Source organism: Geomonas oryzisoli (assembly GCF_018986915.1).
Lineage (GTDB): Bacteria > Desulfobacterota > Desulfuromonadia > Geobacterales > Geobacteraceae > Geomonas > Geomonas oryzisoli.
On the sequence record NZ_CP076723.1, the window covers coordinates 3,169,696 to 3,185,156 of the forward strand.

At 65.5% G+C, this 15,461-nt stretch carries 15 protein-coding genes; 9 read left to right on the forward strand and 6 right to left on the reverse strand.

The window, feature by feature from the left end:
* Positions 1–12 precede the first annotated feature (12 nt).
* The 5 genes from KP004_RS13855 to cobO all read left to right on the forward strand — a co-directional run bounded on the left by KP004_RS13855 (position 13) and on the right by cobO (position 4,676).
* On the forward strand, positions 13–468 hold the full coding sequence (locus tag KP004_RS13855) for a FixH family protein (RefSeq protein ID WP_216799107.1): 456 nt from the start codon (positions 13–15) through the stop codon (positions 466–468).
* Positions 465–2,885: a heavy metal translocating P-type ATPase gene (locus KP004_RS13860; RefSeq protein ID WP_239026813.1), complete on the forward strand. Its 2,421-nt coding sequence runs from the start codon at positions 465–467 to the stop codon at positions 2,883–2,885. The genes KP004_RS13855 and KP004_RS13860 overlap by 4 nt, the downstream gene beginning before the upstream one ends.
* On the forward strand, positions 2,878–3,156 hold the full coding sequence (gene ccoS, locus KP004_RS13865) for a cbb3-type cytochrome oxidase assembly protein CcoS (protein WP_216799108.1): 279 nt from the start codon (positions 2,878–2,880) through the stop codon (positions 3,154–3,156). The genes KP004_RS13860 and ccoS overlap by 8 nt, the downstream gene beginning before the upstream one ends.
* Before the next feature lie 95 nt (positions 3,157–3,251).
* Positions 3,252–3,923 carry a sulfite exporter TauE/SafE family protein gene (locus KP004_RS13870; RefSeq protein ID WP_216799109.1) on the forward strand — a complete coding sequence of 224 codons (672 nt, stop codon included), beginning with the start codon at positions 3,252–3,254 and terminating at the stop codon, positions 3,921–3,923.
* 171 nt (positions 3,924–4,094) lie between these two features.
* Positions 4,095–4,676 (forward strand): cob(I)yrinic acid a,c-diamide adenosyltransferase, encoded by a 582-nt coding sequence (gene cobO / locus KP004_RS13875; protein ID WP_216799110.1) that lies wholly within the window; start codon positions 4,095–4,097, stop codon positions 4,674–4,676.
* Here cobO and KP004_RS13880 read toward each other — a convergent pair.
* Entirely contained in the window at positions 4,670–5,638 is a 969-nt protein-coding gene (locus KP004_RS13880; RefSeq protein WP_216799111.1) for a diguanylate cyclase, read from the reverse strand. The two genes, cobO and KP004_RS13880, sit on opposite strands and share 7 nt — an antisense overlap.
* On the reverse strand, positions 5,635–9,303 hold the full coding sequence (locus KP004_RS13885) for a PAS domain S-box protein (RefSeq protein ID WP_216799112.1): 3,669 nt from the start codon (positions 9,301–9,303) through the stop codon (positions 5,635–5,637). The genes KP004_RS13880 and KP004_RS13885 overlap by 4 nt, the downstream gene beginning before the upstream one ends.
* A gap of 242 nt (positions 9,304–9,545) precedes the next feature.
* Between KP004_RS13885 and KP004_RS13890 the strand changes: the two genes are divergently transcribed.
* The 4 genes from KP004_RS13890 to KP004_RS13905 all read left to right on the forward strand — a co-directional run bounded on the left by KP004_RS13890 (position 9,546) and on the right by KP004_RS13905 (position 12,067).
* A complete protein-coding gene (locus tag KP004_RS13890) occupies positions 9,546–10,973 on the forward strand; it encodes a 4Fe-4S binding protein (protein WP_216799113.1) in 1,428 nt (475 codons plus the stop codon).
* A 41-nt stretch (positions 10,974–11,014) separates the two neighbouring features.
* Complete coding sequence (locus KP004_RS13895; protein ID WP_216799114.1) at positions 11,015–11,443, forward strand: FKBP-type peptidyl-prolyl cis-trans isomerase; 429 nt, start codon at positions 11,015–11,017, stop codon at positions 11,441–11,443.
* Positions 11,444–11,529: 86 nt separating this feature from the next.
* The gene (locus KP004_RS13900; protein WP_216799115.1) at positions 11,530–11,808 is read left to right on the forward strand and encodes a type II toxin-antitoxin system Phd/YefM family antitoxin; all 279 of its coding nucleotides are present in this window, start codon (positions 11,530–11,532) and stop codon (positions 11,806–11,808) included.
* Complete coding sequence (locus KP004_RS13905) at positions 11,798–12,067, forward strand: Txe/YoeB family addiction module toxin (protein ID WP_275423138.1); 270 nt, start codon at positions 11,798–11,800, stop codon at positions 12,065–12,067. The genes KP004_RS13900 and KP004_RS13905 overlap by 11 nt, the downstream gene beginning before the upstream one ends.
* A gap of 7 nt (positions 12,068–12,074) precedes the next feature.
* On the opposite strand, the gene KP004_RS13910 is transcribed toward KP004_RS13905, so the two are convergent.
* The 4 genes from KP004_RS13910 to KP004_RS13925 form a co-directional block, all read right to left on the reverse strand.
* Positions 12,075–12,692 carry a LysE family translocator gene (locus KP004_RS13910; RefSeq protein ID WP_216799116.1) on the reverse strand — a complete coding sequence of 206 codons (618 nt, stop codon included), beginning with the start codon at positions 12,690–12,692 and terminating at the stop codon, positions 12,075–12,077.
* Between the two features lie 16 nt (positions 12,693–12,708).
* Entirely contained in the window at positions 12,709–14,043 is a 1,335-nt protein-coding gene (locus KP004_RS13915) for an MFS transporter (RefSeq protein ID WP_216799117.1), read from the reverse strand.
* A gap of 6 nt (positions 14,044–14,049) precedes the next feature.
* Positions 14,050–14,592, reverse strand: a complete 543-nt coding sequence (locus KP004_RS13920) for a surface-adhesin E family protein (protein ID WP_216799118.1) — start codon at positions 14,590–14,592, stop codon at positions 14,050–14,052.
* A gap of 128 nt (positions 14,593–14,720) precedes the next feature.
* Positions 14,721–15,422, reverse strand: coding sequence for an aspartate/glutamate racemase family protein (locus KP004_RS13925; protein ID WP_216799119.1), 702 nt, complete (start codon positions 15,420–15,422; stop codon positions 14,721–14,723).
* Positions 15,423–15,461: the final 39 nt, after the last annotated feature.

Sequence of the window (15,461 nt, forward strand, 5' to 3'; positions counted from 1 at the left end):
AAGGAAGGAACCATGCGCACGAGAATTACCTTATCGTCCTGCCGGTGGCAGTTGGCCATCCTGCTCCTTTTGGCGGTATTTCTACTCGGGATGGGTACCAGCATGTACATCTCGTTCGAACGGGGGAGCCGGGTCACGGACGCGGACTACTACCGCAACGGGCTCAACTACGCGAAGACCAGCAGCGGCGCGTACAACCCGGGGCTTGACTGGGTCATGTCCGCCTCGCTTGCGGGGAGCGACCTGCAGGTACGGGTGCACGACGAGAAGGGGGCTCCGGTTGCCGGCGGGAGCCTCCTGTTCCAGACCAGGCACGGCAACGAGAAAGAGGTACTGACGCTGGCGGAATCCGCCCCCGGCGTCTTCGTCGCCCCGTGGCCGGTCTCGGGACAGGGCGAGCTGCGCGGCGAGCTCCTCTTCACCAAGGGAGAGGCGGTCGCCTCCCAGAAAGTGGTGTTCTTCAATTGAGAGGCGCACCGGCACCCTGCTTCCATTGCGGCGGCGACATCCCGCCCGGCATGCTGGTACAGGAGCGCGCTGCCGACTCCGTGCTCTCCTTTTGCTGCCACGGCTGCCACGGCGCCTACCTCCTCATCAGCGGGGCCGGGCTCGCCGACTATTACCGCCGGCGCGACTGGCAGGAAACGGGGCTCGTCCCCCAGGCCTTCAAGGGGGAGTACCGCGACGCCTACCTGTCCCGCTTCGTCTACACGTCGGCAGAGGGGAGCGCCATCGACATCATCATCGACGGCATCCGCTGCGCCTCCTGTGTCTGGCTCAACGAAAGGATCATCGGCGCCATCCCCGGCGTTCTCGACGCGCGGGTCAACTACGCCACCGGCCGGGCCCGGGTCCGCTTCGATCCGCAGCGGATCACCCCCTCCGCCATCTTCAACCGCATCGACCAGATCGGCTACGTCCCCCGCCCCTACACCGAGGACGCGGCGCGGGAGCTGGGGCAACGCGAGCACAAGGAGCTGCTGGTGCGCTTCGGCACCGCCTTCTTCCTCACCATGCAGCTCATGGCCTACGCCTTCGCCCTCTACGCCGGTTACTTCCAGGGGATCGAGCCGCAGATGAAGGCGTACCTGCAGCTCTTTTCGCTGCTGGTCACCACCCCGGTCGTCTTCTACTGCGGCTGGCCCTTTCTCTCCGGTGCCTGGCGCGGCATCTGCAACGGCGCTCCCAACATGGAGCTCCTGATCGCCATCGGCGCCCTCTCCTCCTACGGCTACAGCGTCTACGCGACCTGCACCGGGGGGGAGGTCTACTACGAGACCGCCGCCATGATCGTGACCTTGATCCTGGCCGGGCGGCTTCTGGAAAACGGGGCCAAGAGGCGGGCCTCCGGCGGGATCGGCAGGCTCCTGGAGCTCTGCTCGGGGCAGGCGCAGCGATTCGCGGGGGAAAAGCTCGAGACCGTGGAGCCGTCGGAGCTTCGCCCGGGGGACCTGATCCTGGTTGCGCCGGGGGAGAGGTTTCCGGTGGACGGGACGGTGATGGAAGGAAGCAGCGACGTAGACGAGTCGGCCGCGACCGGAGAGCCGCTGCCGCAGGTAAAGAAGGCGGGCGACCAGGTCATCGCCGGAAGCAGCAACCTGACCGGCGCCGTGCGGGTAACCTGCCTCAAAAAGGCCGGTGAGAGCTTCATCGCCCGGGTGGCGCACCTGGTGGAGGAGGCGCAGAGCCGGCGCGCCCCGATCCAGGCCATCGCCGACCGGGTCAGCGCCTACTTCGTCCCCGCCGTACTCACCCTCGCCGTGGCGACCTTCTGCTGGCACTACAGCGAGGGGAGGTCCCTGGGGGGAAGCCTCATGGTGGCGCTTGCGGTCCTGGTGATCGCCTGCCCCTGTTCGCTGGGGCTCGCCACCCCGACCGCCATCCTGGCCGGCACCGGCGCCGCCGCGGGGCTCGGGGTCGTCTTCAAAGGAGGGGACGTGCTGGAGCGGCTGAGCCGCGTGAGCATCGCGGTCTTCGACAAGACCGGGACCCTGACCCGGGGCGCCCCCATGCTGGTCGACATCCAGGCCGCGCCGGGGATGACGCCGCGCCAGGTGCTGGCGCTGGCCGCCGCGGTTGAGTGCGGTTCGCTGCACCCGATCGCCAAGGCGGTGCGCGACTATGCGGCCCGGCACGACATCGAGTATCCCACGGGAACAGAGCTCGTGACGCTGGCCGGTGCCGGAGTCACCGGCCGGGTGGCGAGCGAGACGGTGGCCCTGGGGAGCGTACCGTTTCTGGAGCGCATCGGAGTCTGGGGGATGCCGGCCGAGTTGGAATCGCCGGAGGGGGGGATGCTGGTAGGGATCGCCCACAAGGGACGCTACTGCGGCACCCTCACCTTCAAGGACCGCATGCGGGACGACGCCCCCGGTGTGGTCTCCTACTTCCGGCGCAACGGGATCGACACCCTGCTGCTGAGCGGCGACCGCCAGGAGTGCACCGACAAGGTGGCCAAAAGCGCCGGGGTGGCCCGTGGCGTGGGGTCCCTCTCCCCCGCGGACAAGACCCGTGAGATCGCAGCGCTGCAGGCAGCGGGTGCCACGGTGTTGATGGTAGGGGACGGCATCAACGACGCGCCGGCGCTGTCGGCCGCCGATGTCGGCTGCGCGGTCGCCGGGGGAACCGACATCGCGCTGGAGACCTCGGACCTGGTCCTCGCCAAGCCCGACCTGGAGCGGCTGTCGCTGGCACACCGGATGGCGCGGCGCACCATGGCGGTGGTCCGGCAGAACCTGGTCTGGGCCTTTCTCTACAACCTGGTCGGCATCCCGCTCGCCATGACCGGGCGCCTGACCCCGATCTACGCCGCGGCCGCCATGGCGCTCAGTTCCGTCTGCGTGGTCGGCAACTCGCTTAGGCTCATGAGGATTCCGGATGAATAACTCGCTTTTCGCACTGATCGGCCTCTCCTTTTTCCTGGGGTGCGGCTGCTGGCTCTTCTTTTTGTGGGGGGTGCAGAAGGGGGAGTTCAGCGACATGGAGCGCCCCAAGCACAGGATGCTGGACGACGACGAGCCCGCGCCCACTTCCCGTGTCGAGACTCCTCCCCTGCCCCATCCCGATTCCGACACGCATGATCTCACGCTGTCGAACCGCGGCGCCGAAACGCAGGAAGACGCACGGGCGGCGGTGAGGGCGGTACCGCACCGATAATACCTAATGGGGACAGAGGTAAGGGGGACAGGCACCTTCGGAGCCAGTCCCCTTTATAGACAGCCCCTTGGACACAGTCACCGCAGGAGACCGCTATGCTGCAGATCTGGTTGGCGTTCGTGGCCGGTTTGGCCGGCAGCTTCCATTGCATCGGGATGTGCGGCGGCATCGTGGCCGCCATCTCCCTGAAGGACAAGGAGGGCGCGCTCCCCTCGAGACTCAAGTCCCAGTTCTTCTACAACACCGGCCGGATAGTTACCTACACGCTCCTGGGGGCGCTGGCGGGGCTCATCGGCTCCTCGCTCAACCTCATGGCGATGAAGACGGTCTTTCGCTGGTTCATGGTGGGGGCGAACCTCATGGTGATCATGGTAGGGCTCTCCTCGGCGCTGGGGTTGAGCGTTTTCAACCTCTCCACCCTGGAAGGAAACGGCGCGCGCTTCCTCGCCGCCCCGATGCGGCGGGCCATCGCCGCCCCCTCACCGCTTGCCTCCCTGCCGCTGGGACTGGTGCTGGGCCTGCTCCCCTGCGGCCTGGTCTACGCGCCCCTTCTGGTCGCCGCCGGGACCGGGAGCCCCGTCACCGGCGCGGCCACCATGGCCGCCATGGGCCTGGGCACCGTCCCGGTCATGCTTGGTTTCGGCACCGCCTCCAGCGCCGTCTCCGGCGCCCTCAAAAACGCCATGCTGCGCGCCGCCGGCGTCGCCATCGCCCTCATGGGCGTGGCAGGTTTGTGGAAAATCTTCGCTAAAGCCTGCTGTCATTGATCATTCCCCCCACATCTATAAACGGTTGCGCAAAGAGCGCCGAGTATCCGCTGAGACCACGAAGAAAGACGGGGTAAATAAAAAATCCCATCTTCGTGAACTTCGCGCCTGCTTGTGCGTGCTTTGCGTAACGGCTTTGAAAAAGGTTAGAATGTCTGGGGAGGACGTATCATGAAACATCAGGGAAGCCCGCCGCTGCAAATTCACAAGCTGGAGCCGAAACTGAAGCAGGGACTGACCGTGGTCATCACCGGTCACGGCAAGGGGAAGACGACTTCGGCGCTGGGGATGGCGCTGCGCGCCTGCGGGCACGGCATGAAGGTCTGCATCATCCAGTTCATGAAGGGGGACATCTACGCCGGGGAATGGGACGGGGTGAAGCTTCTGGGCGAACAGGTGGAGCTGCACACGACCGGCAAGGGGTTCTGCGGCATCCGCGGCAACCCCTATCCACGCAGCGAGCACCGGGCCAACGCCCAGGACGCCGTGCAACTCGCCCTGGAGAAGATAGACTCGGCGGCCTTCGACATGGTGATCCTGGACGAGATCAACAACGCCCTGCACCTGCAGCTCGTCGACCTGGAACAGGTGCTGGAGATCCTGGCGCGCAAACCGCCGCTTTTGCACCTGGTGCTCACCGGCCGCAACGCCCACCCGCTGGTGATCGAGCTGGCCGACACGGTGAGCGAGGTGGTGGAGGTGAAGCACGCCTACCGCAGGGACATCGAGCCTCAGCCCGGCGTGGACTACTGATCCTCGCAGACGCTGACCCGGTTCCGCCCTTGCGCCTTGGAGCGATAGAGGGCGTCGTCGGCCGATGAGATGTACCACTCGACGCCGTGGTCCCGCGTCGCCAGCCCACCCGCAACGCCTATGCTCATGGTGACCACGCCGAACTCGGAGTGGGCGTGCGGCAGGGCGTGCGCCATGAGCTCCAGCCGCAGCCGCTCGGCCAGGTGTCCCGCCAGCTCGGCACTGGTGTCGGGCAAAATGACGGCGAACTCCTCGCCGCCGTAGCGCGCCACCACCTCACCGGCCCGCTTGAAGCTCTTCCTCAACAGCTCCCCCACCAGTTGCAAGGAGGTATCCCCGGCCGGGTGGCCGTACAGGTCGTTGAACTGCTTGAAGCGGTCGATATCGCACATGATCAGCGAGAGGTTGCGCCCGTTGCGCGTGGCACGCTGGACCTCCGAACGCAGCGATTCGTCGAAGTGGCGCCGGTTGGACACCCCGGTAAGCCCGTCCTGACGCGCCAGTTCCTCCAGTTCCCGGTTCTTCTGGGCCAGTTCCCTGCTGAGCTGCTCCAGCAGGTCGCCCCGGTGCTTCAGCTCCACGTGGTTGCGCACCCGGGCCAGCACGATGGGGGGCCGGATCGGCTTGGTGAGGTAGTCGATCGCCCCCAGTTCCAGCCCCCGGGTCTCGTCCTCGTCGTTTCCCATCGCGGTCACGAACACCACCGGCAGCCCGGCCGTCGCCGGGTCCTGCTTCAGCGTCCGGCAGACCTCGTAGCCGTCCATGTCGGGCATCATGACGTCCAGGAGCACCAGGTCCGGCGTATGCTCCCGCACCATCCTGATGCCGTCGACGCCGCTCTTGGCGAAGAGGACATCGAACTCCCCCTTGAGGATCTGGTACAGGATGTCGATGTTGGTGGTCGTGTCGTCCACGATGAGGATCTTGCCTCGTGCAGCCCTTTCCGGCCCCTCGATGTTCATGTCCTTAGCTCCAGGTGTACGATGATTTCCTGCAAAACCGTGCGCGCGTCGGCAAAATCAAGCGCCTGCAGCGTGGCGTCCAACCGCTCCGGCAGTTCTCCCGCCAGCAGGGGGCGCATCTCCTCCCACACCGCCAGGGCGTTCATGTTCTGGCTCGCCAATAACGCGACCATGGTGCGGCCCAGGGCGGCCACCTGCTCGGGCTCCTCGCACTCGATACGTGCCATCGCGCTCCCCGCCCCTCTCCCGGAGCTGCCCCACTGCTCTTCAAGCTGCCGGATGGAGCCCATCACCTCCTCCAGCTTCTCGGTGAAACGCTCCAGTGTCTCGTGCACCTGACTGGCGTCGTCTCCCTTCAGGGCCATCTCCAGCGATGCCGCGGCGCTCCCCAGCCAGATTGCACCCACGTTCCCCGCGCTCCCCTTGACCGTGTGGATCAGGCGCCGGGCCTCCTTCGGATCGCCTCCCCCCGCGGCCGCCGCCATGCGCGGCACGAGCTCTTCGTTGTCGCGGCGGAAGCCGACCAGCAGCTTCTTCAGAAGTTTGCCGTTTTGCAGCCTCGCTTTCGCCCGCTGCAGGTCCAGTCCCGGCAACTGGTCAGGAAGGTCCTGCCCGCTTTCCTCCGCCTCCGGGTCCGTCGGCTCCGGTTTTCCCGGCAGCGCCCCCACCCAACGCTTCAGGGTTGCAAACAGCTTGGACACGTTGATCGGCTTGTCCACCTGGTCGTTCATGCCCGCCTCGCGGCAGAGCAGACGCTCCCCCGGCAGGGCGCTGGCGGTCATGGCGATGACGGGAAGCCGCTCCAGCGCGGGGTCGAGCCGCATGCGCCGGGTCGCCTCCAGCCCGTCCATGACCGGCATGTGCACGTCCATGAGCACGGCATGATAGCTCGCCCCGGGGGCGTGCACCATGGAAAGTGCCTCGGCGCCGTTGCGCGCCAGCTCGACCTGGACCCCGCCCCGCTCCAGTATGAACCGGGCCACCTCCTGGTTGATGGGGTTGTCCTCCACCAGCAGGACGCGCATCCCCGCCACCTCCTGGATCGACTCGTCTTCGGGCGGCTCGGGGGGCGGCGCCTGCCCGGGCTCCTGCCGGCCGAACCGGGCCACGAAGCTGAAGGTGCTGCCGCGCCCCGGCTCGCTCTCCACCCACACCTGCCCCTCCATGAGCTGCACCAGCTCACGGCAGATGGCGAGGCCGAGCCCGGTGCCGCCGTAGCGGCGCGTGGTGGAGTTGTCCGCCTGGGTGAAGGGGGTGAAGAGCCCCTCCCGCTGCTTCGCCTCCATACCGATGCCGGTGTCGGAGACGGAGAAGCGCAGCGTCACGCACTCCTGTTCCAGGGCCACAAGCGCCACCCCCACCTCCACCTTCCCCTTCTCGGTGAACTTGATGGCGTTGCCGGTGAGATTCAAAAGGACCTGCCCCAGCCTGAGCGGATCCCCCACCAGGAACTCCGGGATGCCGTCGCCGGCTGCCACGGTGAACTCGACCTCTTTGTCCCGCAGGATCGCGTCCACCACGTTGTTCAGGTCGGAGAGCACCTGCTCCAGCCGGAACGGGATCCGCTCGAGCTCCATCTTCCCCGCCTCGATCTTGGAGAAGTCGAGGATGTCGTTGATGACCCGCAGCAGCACCCCCGAGGCGCTCTGCGCCTTGTCCAGGTAATCCTTTTGCTGCTCGGTGAGCTCGGTGTGCTGCAGCAGGTAGAGCATGCCGAGCGCCGCGTTCATGGGGGTGCGGATCTCGTGGCTCATGTTGGCCAGGAACTCGCTCTTGGCGCGGGCGGCCGCCTCGGCGGCCTCGGTGGCGCGGCGCAGCTCCTCCTCGGCCCGCTTTCTCTCGGTGATGTCGAAGAAGGTTACCACCCCGCCCACCAGTTCCCCGTCCTGCAGCTGGGGATAAGACCAGTATTCCACCGCGAAGCTGGTGCCGTCGGCACGCCAGAAGACCTCGTCGTCGCAGTGCATCCCCTGCTCCCCGCACAGCACCCGGTTGAGCGGACAGGACTGCACCGGATTGGGAGAACCGTCGGGGGTGGTGTGATGGATGAGCAGGTGCATGTTGCGCCCCAAGAGTTCCTCGGTGCCGGCGTACCCCAAAAGCCTCGCGCAGGCGCGGTTGGCGAAGGTGCAGTTCCCCAACAGGTCCATCCCGAAGATCGCCTCGGCCGTCGACTCCAGCAGGAGCCGGATGCGCTCGTCGCTTCTGATCAGCGCCTCTTCGGCGCGCTTTCTGTCGGTGATGTCCTCCTTCACCGCCACGAAGTTCCTGATCTCGCCCGTGTCGCCCGTGACCGAGGAGATCGAGGCGCTCTCCCAGTAGAGATCCCCGTTTTTGCGCCGGTTGCGCATCTCGCCGCGCCATTTGCGGCCGGAGAGGACCGTCTGCCACATCTCCGTGTAAAACTCGCGAGGGTGATACCCCGACTTCACGATCCTCGGGTTTTGCCCCAGCACCTCCTCGGCGCCGTACCCGGTCACCTTGGTGAAATGGGGATTGACGTACTCGATGCGGCCGTCGCGGTCGGTGACCATCACCGTGACCGGGGCCTGGTCGATGGCCAGACGCAGCTCGCGCGCCGATTCCTTTTGGCGGCGCAGCTCCACGATCATGCGGTTGAAGGCGCGGGCCAGGGTCCCGATTTCGTCCCCGGTCCGGATCGCCACCGGCTCCAGCTCCTGCTCCTGGTCGCCGATCCCCTCCACGTGACGGATGAAGGTCAACAGCGGCGCCGTCACCCGCCTCATGAAGAGCAGGCAGACCAGCACGCTTCCCGCCAGTGCCGCCACGAGACCCGCTGCCAGCAGAAGCTTGGTCTCCCGCACCGGCGCGTAGGCCTCGGTGAGCGGGAAGGTGGAGGCGAGGATCCACCCGGTGCTGTTCAGGCGCTTGAACGCCGCCACCGCCGGCAACCCGCGCGAGGTTACCGTCTCGCCGGCCCCTTCGAACCCTGCCAGGGCCCGGTCCAGCAAGGGGTTCGCCCCGGGGGGAAGGTCGCGCTTCATGATGCGCTGCTGGTCCGGGTGGGCGATGATGATGCGGCGGGTGTTGAACAGGTAGAGATAGCCCTTTTTCCCGATCCGGGCGTGGGCGAGCTTGCCCAGGTAGTTGTCCTGGTACAGGTCGATCATGCCGCCGATCATCCCGAGGATGGCCCCCTTGCCGTCCAGCACCGGGACCACGAAAGCGACGGTGGGGTGGCCGTGCTCCCGGGTGGTGATGAAGGGCTCGGAGATGACCGTCCTTTTGCTGCGGACGGCGTCACGGTAGTACTCGCGGAACGAGTAATCCCTGCCGATCAGCCGCTTTTCCAGGGGATTCACCGCGATGAGCCTGCCGCCGGCATCGAAGATGAAGATGTCGCTGTCGAAGAGCGCCAGGGTGTCGGGGCGCTGTTCCAGGAAGCGCTGGGCCAAAAGCGGGCTGGTGAAGAGCCGGGGGGGAAGGGTCTTGGCCAGTGCCTCGAGCTGGAGCCTGGCATTCCCGATCTTGCTGTCGATCTCCCCGGCCATGGAGCTCACCATGGAAAACTGCTGTTCCGACACGGTCTCCTGGTACTGCTTTTCCAGGAACCACGCGGCAAACAGCGCCATGAAGGAGAGCACCAGCACCACCAGCAGGGATACCATCAGGCTCATCTTGGTTGTCAGGCTCAGTTTCTTCATGCTCAGAGACAGCTCCACGCCGGATAGTGATCGAGAAGGCAGGCGGATCCGGGCTTCGCGCCCTCTTTTCCGCTCCACTTCTCTTCGGCGTCCGACGGTGAAGCTTTAATTAGCGGCGTAAGGTTTTGCGAAGCCCGCCGACCAGAAAGGAACATGCCGGGAGGGGGATTGCGGGAACTTGCCTGGCATGGGCCGACTGCTATACTGGCACATTGTGTTTTTTTTAATAATAGGAGCCGACCGTGCCAGCAGAGCGACCAAACGACGGGTACCACCGCCTGATGCGGCGGGTAAACAAGTTCCCGCAGGGGGCGCCGGAATCGGAGCTCCTGCTCGGGATCTTCTCCATCCTGTGCAGCGATCAGGAGGCAGCGCTCATGAGCCGGTTGCCGCTGCGCCCGTTTTCGGCGACCAAGGCGGCGAGGATCTGGCATCTCCCCGCTGATGAGGCCCGGGCCCTGCTGGAAAAGCTCGCCTCGCGCTCCCTGCTGCTGGACATCGAGCGCGACGGCAGGCGCGTCTACTTCCTTCCTCCCCCCATGGCAGGATTCTTCGAGTTTTCGCTGATGCGGCTGCGCCCCGACCTGGACCAGAAGGAGCTGGCGCGCCTGTTTTTCCAGTACATCAACGTCGAGGATGCCTTCATCCGCGACCTCTTTGCCGGGGGGGAAACCTCCCTGGGGCGGGTGCTGGTGAACGAGGAGGCCGTTGCCGACGAGCAGGCCTGCCAGGTGCTCGACTACGAGCGCGCCAGCGAGGTGATCAAAAGCGCGAGCCACATCGCGGTGGGGCTTTGCTATTGCCGGCACAAGATGGCGCAGGTGGACCGGGGCTGCGCCGCGCCGCTGGACATCTGCATGACCCTGAACCTGGCGGCGCAGTCGCTTTTGAGGCGTGGCGTGGCGCGCCGCGTGGAGAGCGCCGAGGGGCTGGACCTGCTGCAAAAGGCGCGCGACCTGAACCTGGTGCAGTGTGCCGACAACGTGCGGCAGCAGGTGAATTTCATCTGCCATTGCTGCGCCTGCTGCTGCGAGGCCTTGATCGCCACCCGCAGGCTCGCCATCCCCAACGCCATGTACAGCACCAACTTCGTCCAGGCGACCGACGCCGACCGCTGCAGCGGCTGCGGCAGGTGCGCCGCGGTCTGCCCGGTCGGCACCATCACGATGGAAGCCCAGGAGACACCCCTCCCCCTCCCTGACCCTCCCCCTCCGGGGGAGGGGATGAGCGACGGCCAAGGCCTCTTCCCGGCAGAGGGGATGTGCGACGTGCAGCTCCTCCCCCCGGAGGGGGGAGGTCGGGAGGGGGGAGCTCGCGACAGTGGCCGGCCCAAGGCGCAGGTCGCCACCGATTTCTGCCTGGGGTGCGGGGTATGCGTGCGCAACTGCCCTACCGGCGCCATCCGCCTCACACCCCGGGCCAGGCGCATCCTCACGCCGGTGAATACGGCACACCGGCTGGTGCTGATGGCCATCGAGCGCGGCAAGCTGCAAAACCTCATCTTCGACAACCAGGCCTACCTGAGCCACCGCGCCATGGCGGCGATCCTCGGGGCGATCCTCAAGCTGCCGCCGGTGCAGCGGCTCATGGCCGCCCGACAACTCAAGTCGCGCTACCTGGAACGGCTTCTGGCCAGGGTCGAGGTGGACCGGTTTTCCGGGTACGACTGATGTAACGCACGAGAAACGACTCAAAGCTCTGGAGGTGTCACATGCCAACGGTAAAGTACGGCAGTACGGTGCAGGTGCATTACACGGCGCTGCGCAAAAACGGGGAAATCGTCGAATCGACGGCTGGAGGAGACCCGCTGCGGATCACGGTGGGCGCGGGCAAGGTGATGCGCGGTTTGGAGGAGGCCCTGGAAGGGATGTCGGCGGGAGAATCGAAGCGGGTGACGGTGCCGCCGGACAAGGCGTACGGGCGCCGGGATCCTTCCGCCGTGTCCCGCTTTTCCCGCGATTCGGCGGCCCCCATCGGCGGCAGCGCAACCCAGATGCAGCACGAGGTGGTGAACCGGGGGACCACGGACGAGTTCAGCATCGCCACCACCGACAAGGGCGTGAACCTGGACCGCAACCCGCATCTGGCAGGGGAAGAGATCGTGCTGCAGATCGACGTGGTGGAGATAGAGAATACCTGAGGAGAGCGGCTATCTCGACTTGGCCCTTGCCAAAAAAAGAGCGTTGCCGTACAGTACTCCTGTACAACTCGCGAGGGAGGAAGCAGATGTTGAAGACTACCTACACCAATGCCCGGGCCAACCTCGCCGGGCTTTGCGACGAAGTCACCAAGAACCGCGAGATCGTGATCATCGATCGCCGCAGCGGAGAGAGCGTCGCCATGATAGCGGCGGACGAACTGGCCAGCCTGGTGGAGACGGCGCACCTGATGCGATCGCCCAAGAACGCGCAGAGGCTTTTGACCGCGCTGGAGCGCGCCCTGAAGCGGGAGGGCGAGCCGGAAACGGCCGAGGCGCTCCGCGCGGAGCTTGGCCTTGGCGGCTAAGCTGCGCCAGGCGGTGTTCCACCCGGAGTTTCGCGAAGACCTGCGCCACTGGGTGGAGGTGGACAGAAAGACCGCATTGCGGGCCCTGTCGCTGGTGGAGGCGGTGATGCACGACCCGTTCCAGGGGATCGGCAAGCCCGAACCGCTCAAGTATCTCTCCCCCGGCGTCTGGTCCCGCCGTCTCACCCAAGAGCACCGGCTGGTCTACCTGGTAAGCGACGACCGCATCGACTTTCTCCAGGCACGCTACCACTACTGATCCCCGCCTACCCTACCCCCAGCAGCTTGAGCCCCTCCCGGAACAACAGCAGCGCGAAGAAGGTCAACAGCGCGCCGAGCAGGCGCATGATCCAGAGGTAAACCCGGCTCCCCATGAAGGCCCGCGACCTCCCCACCGCGAGCGCGAGGACGATCTTCGCGCCGATGAGGCAGAGGTAGAAGCTCGCGATGAAGGCGACAAAGGCGGCGGGACCGACCTTGAGCGACCGGGTCAGAAGCGGCGCGCCCACGGTGATCCAGAACAGGTAGGGGTGCGGGCTGAGCAGGTTGGTCAGCACCCCCTTCCTGAGCGACTTGGGAGGCTCCTTGGGGAGGTCGAGTTGCACCGGCTTGGCCCGCAGCGACTGGTAGCCGGTGTAGAGGACGAAGAGGCCGCCCGCCAGAGACAGCGCGCCGATGATGCCGTGATAACCGGAGAGGTTCATCAACAAAAGCAGCGTGGCGGCGATGATGGGGAAATCTGTGATGATGGGGGAGAGCGCCACCCGCACGCCGGAGCGGGTGCCGTGGGTGAGCGTCTCGGAGATGACCAGCATCAGAAGCGGCCCCGGCGAGAACCCCGCCGAGCAGCCCAGAACAAGACCTGCAGTGAGAAAATCGATCATATAAATATCACGTCCTTCATTCCTTCTCCTTGGGCATCTGCGGCTGCTCCGCCGCGGTCTCCATCCCTTGGGCCACCTCTTTCACGATCCCCATGCGGGCGTAGATGGGACGGACCATCTGGCGGATCCGGGGGAGATTTCTCGCGAAGAAGAACGCGCCGGCAAGACAGCAGCAGGCCCCGATGATGAGGGTGACCCGAGGACCGACCACCTTGGTCATGGCACCGGCCCCCAGGCTGCCAAAGGGTGCCATCCCCATGAAGGCCACGGTGAAGAAGCTCATCACCCTCCCCCGCTTGTCTTCCTCCAGGATGGTCTGCAGGATGGTGTTGCAGGAAGCGACCAGGGTCATGGCGCCGAAACCCGCCACTACCAGCGCGGCAAGGGAGAGCGCCATGCTGCTCGATATGGCGAAGACGGCCACCCCGACGGAAAAAAGACAGGTTGCCAGCACGATGAGTTTGCCCAGGCCGAGGACGCTGCTGCGCGAGGCGAGGTAGATGGTGCCGACCAGGGCGCCGCAGCCGGCGGCGGTCATGAGAAAGCCGAAGGTGTGGGCGCCGCCGTGCAGGATGTCCTTGGCGAAAACCGGGATCAGCACGGTGTACGGCATGCCGGTGAGGCTCATCAGGGCGACCAGCAGCAGGATGCTCCGGATCGGCCCGAAGCCGAAGGCGTAAAGAAAGCCTTCCTTGAGCTCGTGGTAGATGCGGCGCCGGGGCCTGTCGTTGCCGGCACGCGGCTCGATGCGCATCGCCGCCAGGGCCAGGAGCACGGCAAGGTAGCTGGCGCTGTTCAGCAGGAAGCAGATCCCCTCCCCCACCGAGGCCACCAGCAGACCCGCAACGGTCGGTCCGATCAGGCGGGCGGCATTGACCATGGAGGAGTTGAGGGCGATGGCGTTGCCAAGGTCCTCGCGCTCGGTCACCATTTCGACCACGAAAGACTGGCGCACCGGAATGTCGAAGGCGTTCACCACGCCTAGCACCAGGCTCAGCACCACGATATGCCAGACCTGGACCACCCCCAGCAGCACCGCCGCCGCCAGGAGCGCCGCCTGGACCATGGCCAGCGCCTGGGTCAGCATCAACAGGCGGCGCCGGTTGCAGCGGTCCGCGAAGACGCCGGCCACCGGCGCGAAGACGAAGGTGGGGACCTGGCTGGTGAAGCCCACCACCCCCAGCAGCATCGCGGAGTCGGTCAGCCGGTACACGAGCCAGCTCATGGCGACCTGCTGCATCCAGGTGCCGACCAGCGAGACGCTCTGCCCCGCCACGAAGAGGCGGTAATTCCGGGAACGCAGCGCCCGCAGCAGCACCTTCACACGGGATATGCCGGCGAGGGGGCTCATGGCACCTTACAGGGGGGTACCTTCCTGCGGAGGCGCCTCTCCCGGCACTTCCCGGGCAGGCGTGTCCTCGTCGGAGCCGTCGTCCTCGAGGGTGCACACGATCGCCGCGACCGTTTCACCGAAGCTGCCGGGGACGATGTCGCTCCACTGCTCGTCGTTGCCGTAGGAGCTCACCGGACTCCCCTTGGCGTCGTAGTAGTGCACCGAAGAGACGTTCATGGTCGCCTCGTTGCAGTTGATATTCCACTTCTCCTTGCTGTAATAGCTCCCCTTGAGCGCCCCCGTGAGCGCCTTGCGCCCTTCATCCGTGTACAAGAAGGCGACCCAGGCCGAACGGGTGTTGCTGTCGGCGTCGACGATCTGCGCGGACCCTTTGACGCCGTAGACGCACATGCTCTCGCTGCAATCCAGCTTCAAAAGCGAGGCATCCGCGTCCCACTTTTCCAACAGCGATTGCGAGCTCGGCGCATCCTTGGCCGTCTTTTTCTTCTCCCCGGCGAACGAGGTCGATGCAATGAAAACCAGCGCCAGGATCAATAACCTCTTCATACCGCCCCCTATACTTCATTCCACCTTGCCATCGCAGTGGTGGAGGAAAAAGAAGTCATCGTAATCGCCTGCCGCTACCACTACTCAGGCTGAATGACCTCGTTTGCTTCGAGTCAGACTGCTCCTTTTTACCACGTTCTCCCTTCCCTGCAATAGCGCACCACACTTTCGACATGGATCGCGGTGGTATTGAGAAAAGTCGTGTCGAAGTCGCCGTCTTTGAGTATCAGCGGCAGTTCGGTGCAGCCTAAGATGACCGCCTCCACCTTTTCCTGCCACACCAGGCGCTCGATGATGTCGATCAACCCCTTCCTAGTGTCTTGCTTGATGATGCCCAGTTCGATCTCGGTCATCAGCTTGTCGTGGATGTAGTGCTGATCATCGGCAGAGGGAACCACCACTGAGATGCCCGCGGCCGCGAAGGGAGGCGCGAAAAAGTTTTCTTCCATGGTGAACTTCGTCCCCAAAAGACCGACCTTCTTCACCCCGAGCTCCTGCGCCTTGTCGCAGGTGGCGGCGACGATGCTGATGAGCGGGATGGGAGACTTGGCCCGGACCTCGTCGAACACGACGTGCGGCGTGTTGGCGGTGATGATGGCGAAGTCGGCGCCCGCCTTGTGCAGCGCCCTCACCTTCTGCACCAGCAGGTACACCAAGTGGTTCCACTCGCGCTTCGCGGCGAGGTCCATCACCTCCTGCAGGCTCACGCTATAGATCACCATCTCCGGTGCGGCGAGGCTCCCCGGCTCCCGGAACGCCTCGATGATGCGCTGGTAATAGTCGACGGTGGACTCGGGCCCAAGGCCGCCGATCATGCCGATCGTCTTCATCACTTCCTCCTGTTAACCTCCGGATGCGGGATCGTTTCT